Consider the following 5,081-nt stretch of genomic DNA (forward strand, 5'->3'; position numbering starts at 1 on the left):
GTTTTATCGATGGCGGCGAGAAAATCCTCGCTCGAGCCAATGTCGTTGACGGCTACTTGGGGCGAGGTGACGGTGGGACTCGGCATATTGTTGGGTTGCTCCGGACAGGTTGGGGTCGTAGGGATAAAGCGGGTTTGTTCAATTGCCCGCCTCCTCCGCATCGCGCTGCGCGCTCTGCATCGTCACCGGGCTACCTGTCGAGGCTACTCGACTGGGCACACGCTGGCCAAACTCAGCCCGTGCGCGCCGAGCGTGAACTCACGGCGGAAAACCCGCCGCAGGAATTTCGCCGTAGCTGCACGCTCGGCGCTAATGCGCGGCGGTATCCCAGCTGCGGCCATAGCCCACCGAGACCTCCAGCGGCACGTCAAGCGGGTATGCGCCGCCCATCTTCTCGCGTACTAACGCCTCAAGCCGCTCCCGCTCACCGTCGGCCACTTCGAACAACAGTTCGTCGTGGACCTGCAGCAGCATCCGAGACGCCAGTCCCGCCGCCTTGAGCGCCTTGTCGACCTCAATCATGGCCACCTTGATGATGTCGGCCGCGCTGCCCTGGATCGGCGCGTTGAGCGCCGCCCGCTCGGCGGCCTCGCGCACCTGGCGGTTGCTGCTGTCCAGCTCGGGCAGATAGCGCCGCCGTCCCAACACTGTGGAGGTGTAGCCGTCCTTGCGGGCCTGTTCGACGACGTCCATCAGGTAGTCCCGGACTCCGCCGAACCGCGCGAAGTACTGATCCATCTGAACTTTGGCCTCTTCGGTGGAGATCTTCAGCTGGGCAGCCAGGCCGTACGCGCTCAGCCCGTAGGCCAGCCCGTACGACATCGCCTTGACCCGACGGCGCAGCTCGCCGGTCACCTCCTCGATCGGCACCCCGAATGCCCGGGACGCGACGAACGAGTGCAGGTCTTCGCCGGTGTTGAACGCCTCGATCAGGCCCGCGTCACCGGACAGGTGAGCCATGATCCGCATTTCGATCTGGCTGTAGTCGGCCGTCATCAATTCGGTGTATTTGGCGCCCATTCCGCTACCGACAACAAAAGCGTCGCGGATCTGGCGGCCGGCGTCGGTGCGGATCGGAATGTTCTGCAGGTTGGGTTCGGTCGAGGAAAGCCTGCCGGTCGCTGCGATTGTTTGGTTGAACGTGGTGTGGATACGGCCGTCGCCGGCCACCGAATTCAGCAGCCCATCGACGGTCACCTTCAGCCGGGTCACGTCGCGGTGCGCAAGCAGATGCTGCAGGAACGGATGCCCGGTCTTGTCGAACAGTGACTGCAGTGCGTCCGCGTCGGTGGTGTATCCGGTCTTCGTCCGCTTGGTCTTGGGCATCTCTAGCTCGTCAAACAGCACTACCTGCAACTGTTTTGGCGAGCCGAGGTTTATCTGCTTTCCGATCACCGCGTACGCCGCCTCGGCCGCATCACGGATCTGGTCACCGAATTGGCTTTGCAGCTCGGTTAATTGGTCCAGAGCGACGGCGATACCCGTGGCCTCCATACCCGCCAACACCTGTTGCACCGGCAGTTCCATCTCGGCCAGCAGTGAGGTGGAGTCTATGCGGGCCAGTTCGGCGTCCAGCGCATCAGCCAGGTCCACCACCGCGCGGGCGCGCAGCACAGCGGTCTGCACGGCTTGGTCATCGACGCCGTCGGTGGCTTCGATGTCATCGAGTAATGAAAGCTGCTGCTGTTCAGACGTTTCCGCTCGTAGCTCGCGACGCAAGTAGCGCAGTGACAGGTCGTCGAGGGTGAAGCTGCGCTGTCCCGGGCGGACCAGGTAGGCGGCCAGCGCGGTGTCGGAGCTGACCCCGTTCAGCGTCCAGCCGCGCCCGGCGAGGTCGTGGATGGCCAACTTGGCCTCGTGCAGTGCTTTCGGCTTCTCGGGGTCGGCGAGCCACGCCGCCAGCGCGGAGTCGTCGTCGGGTGTCAACGTCGTGGTGTCGATGTAGCCGCCGTCGCCGTCGGCGGCGGCGATGGCCAGCGCGGTCGCGTCGCCGTCGTAGGGCAGATGCGTGCCGACCACCGCCAGCCCCGATCGGTGCCCGTCGGCGACGTGCTCGGCCAGCCAGTGCCCGACCGTGCCGGGCTCCAGCACTCCCCCGCGCACGTCGAATCCCTCGTCGACCTCGGGTACACGGCCCCCAGCGGCAGCCAGCGTGTCGAACAGCCGGTCCCGCAGCACCCGGAATTCCAGCTGATCGAACAACTGGTGAATTTGATCGCGGTCCCACGGCTGCATCCGCAACGTGTCCGGCGTGTGCGCCAACGGCACGTCCCGGACCAGGTCGGTGAGCTCCCGATTGAGCACCACGCTGGCCAGATGCGCCCGCAGCGCGTCACCCACCTTGCCCCGCACCGAGTCTGCGTTGTCGACCAATGCTTGCAGCGAGCCGTATTCGGTGATCCATTTCGACGCAGTCTTCTCGCCCACCCCCGGAATACCGGGCAAGTTGTCGCTCGGGTCGCCGCGCAGCGCGGCGAAGTCGGGGTATTGCTCAGGCGTCAGCCCGTACTTCTCCACCACCGCCGCCGGGGTGAAGCGAGTCAGTTCGCTGACGCCTTTACGCGGGTAAAGCACCGTCACGTCCTCGGTGACAAGCTGCAACGAATCGCGGTCACCGGTGACCACCAGTACCCGGTAGCCCTCCTTTTCGGCCTGGGTGGCCAATGTCGCAATCAAGTCGTCGGCTTCGAAGCCCGGCTCGGCCAGCACCGTAATACCCAGTGCCGCAAGGACTTCCTTGGTGACATCGATCTGGCCGTGAAACTCATCGGGGGTTGACGACCGGTTGGCCTTGTACTCCGGATAGCGCTCGGAGCGAAAAGTCTGCCGCGACACGTCGAACGCTGCGGCCACATGCGTGGGCGACTCATCGCGCAACAGGTTGATCAGCATGGCGGTGAACCCGTAAACCGCGTTGGTCGTCAGCCCGCTCTGGGTTTTGAAATTCTCGGCAGGCAGCGCGTAGAACGCCCGGAACGCCAGCGAATTGCCGTCCAGCAGCATCAACGTCGGCTTGTCGTCAGCGGCCTGGGCGGCTTCCGTCTTCTTGCTTGCGGTCCTCGCTGGGCTCACGAACCTAACTCTAGGCACTGCCCCGGACAGCTATGTCAACTGCCGCGGTCCGCCCACGTCGTACTCGGAAACCGAAGCGGACATGATTGCGCCGTGTTGCTCATCGCTCGGTCCACTACCGCGGAACGCGTCGACGGCCGCCTGCGACTCCCACCGTTCAAAGACGTCGATGCGACCCGGATCGAGCAGGTCGGCGCTGATCGCGTAGTCCAGACACCCCGGTGTCCGCCGGGCCTGCCGTACGACGTCCTTACATTCCGTCAGGTAGCTGTCCCGCTGCAGCGGCTCAACCACGATGTAACCCGCGACGATCACCAATGGGACACCCCTTCGTTTGCACGGTACCTCCGACTTACTGACCGTCGGCGCTCGCCAAAGTCATCGGGGATTCTCGAGCACCGCGGCAAAACTGCAACACGTTTCAGTTTTGCGGGGGTTGTCGGTACGCTGGCCGGATGCCAGGAGCTACCCGTCAAGAACCGGCAATCGACGGCTGGTTCGCCGTCTCCGACGACGCCGGTGTGCCGCACCTGATCGGCGCAAAATGTCCGCAATGCGGCACCTACGTCTTCCCGCCGCGAGCCAACAATTGCCCCAACCCCGGCTGCGACGGCGACCAGCTCGACCAAGTGCCGCTGTCGCGGCGCGGAAAGCTGTGGAGCTACACCGAAAACCGGTATGCACCGCCGCCGCCCTACCCTTCCCCCGATCCGTTCGAACCGTTCGCCGTTGCCGCGGTGGAGTTGGCCGACGAAGGTCTGATCGTGCTTGGCAAGGTGGTGGACGGCACCCTGGCCGCTGACCTGAAAGTCGGACTGGAGATGGAGCTGACCACTATGCCGCTGTTCGTTGACGACGACGGCGTCGAACGCATCGTCTACGCCTGGAGGATCGCATGAGTAGTACTCCCGAACCGGTCTACCTCCTCGGCGCCGGGATGCACCCCTGGGGCAAATGGGGTAACGACTTCACCGAATACGGTGTGGCCGCAGCTCGTGCCGCGCTGGGCGAGGCCGGCCTGGACTGGCGGCAGATTCAGTTGGTAGCCGGCGCAGACACGATCCGCAACGGCTATCCGGGTTTCGTCGCCGGGGCGACGTTCGCGCAGAAGCTGGGCTGGAACGGTGTGCCGGTCAGTTCGAGCTATGCGGCGTGCGCCAGCGGATCGCAGGCCCTGCAAAGCGCCCGCGCACAGATCCTCGCCGGGTTCTGCGATGTCGCACTGGTGATCGGCGCCGACACCACGCCGAAAGGCTTTTTCGCCCCGGTCGGCGGCGAGCGGAAGAACGACCCGGACTGGCAGCGGTTTCATCTGATCGGCGCCACTAACCCGGTGTACTTCGCACTGCTGGCGCGACGCCGGATGGATCTCTACGGCGCCACGCTCGAGGATTTCGCGCAGGTGAAGGTTAAAAATGCGCGCCACGGCCTGCAGAACCCCAATGCCCGGTTCCGCAAAGAGGCGTCGGTCGAAGACGTGCTGGCCAGTCCGGTGGTGGCCGACCCGCTGCGGCTGCTGGACATCTGCGCCACCTCGGATGGTGCCGCGGCGCTGATCGTGGCCAGTGCCAAGTTCGCCCGCGAACACCTCGGCTCGCTCAACGGCGTGCCTTCGGTGCGCGCGGTGAGCACGGTCACCCCGCGCTACCCCCAACACCTGCCCGAATTGCCGGATATTGCAACGGATTCCACTGCAGTAGTGGCCGCGCCGGAGCGGGTGTTCAAAGACCAGATCATTGACGCCGCCTATGCCGAGGCCGGCATTGGGCCAGAAGATTTGAGCCTGGCCGAGGTTTATGACCTGTCCACCGCGCTGGAGCTCGACTGGTATGAGCACCTCGGGCTTTGCGCCAAGGGCGACGCCGAGGCGCTGCTACGCAGCGGCGCCACAACGATCGGCGGGAAGATTCCGGTCAACCCGTCAGGGGGGCTGGCCTGCTTCGGCGAGGCGATTCCCGCACAGGCGATCGCACAGGTCTGCGAGCTCACCTGGCAGCTGCGCGGCCAGG

At 65.0% G+C, this 5,081-nt stretch carries 5 protein-coding genes; 2 read left to right on the forward strand and 3 right to left on the reverse strand.

The window, feature by feature from the left end; translation table 11 throughout:
- From WAN71_RS12865 to WAN71_RS12875, 3 genes are all read right to left on the reverse strand, one after another.
- A partial coding sequence (locus tag WAN71_RS12865; RefSeq protein ID WP_422225703.1) for a hypothetical protein occupies positions 1–86 on the reverse strand: 86 nt, incomplete at its 3' end.
- A gap of 223 nt (positions 87–309) precedes the next feature.
- Positions 310–3,003: a DNA polymerase I gene (gene polA / locus WAN71_RS12870; protein ID WP_422225704.1), complete on the reverse strand. Its 2,694-nt coding sequence runs from the start codon at positions 3,001–3,003 to the stop codon at positions 310–312.
- 99 nt (positions 3,004–3,102) lie between these two features.
- Positions 3,103–3,390 (reverse strand): putative quinol monooxygenase, encoded by a 288-nt coding sequence (locus WAN71_RS12875; protein ID WP_422225700.1) that lies wholly within the window; start codon positions 3,388–3,390, stop codon positions 3,103–3,105.
- Positions 3,391–3,527: 137 nt separating this feature from the next.
- Between WAN71_RS12875 and WAN71_RS12880 the strand changes: the two genes are divergently transcribed.
- Together WAN71_RS12880 and WAN71_RS12885 are read left to right on the forward strand one after the other, a co-directional pair.
- Positions 3,528–3,971 carry a Zn-ribbon domain-containing OB-fold protein gene (locus WAN71_RS12880; RefSeq protein WP_422225701.1) on the forward strand — a complete coding sequence of 148 codons (444 nt, stop codon included), beginning with the start codon at positions 3,528–3,530 and terminating at the stop codon, positions 3,969–3,971.
- Positions 3,968–5,081, forward strand: a 1,114-nt coding sequence (locus WAN71_RS12885; protein WP_422225702.1) for a lipid-transfer protein, incomplete at its 3' end; no start/stop codon positions are given. The genes WAN71_RS12880 and WAN71_RS12885, both read left to right, overlap by 4 nt.

Source organism: Mycobacterium sp. (assembly GCF_049280035.1).
Classification (GTDB): Bacteria; Actinomycetota; Actinomycetes; order Mycobacteriales; family Mycobacteriaceae; genus Mycobacterium.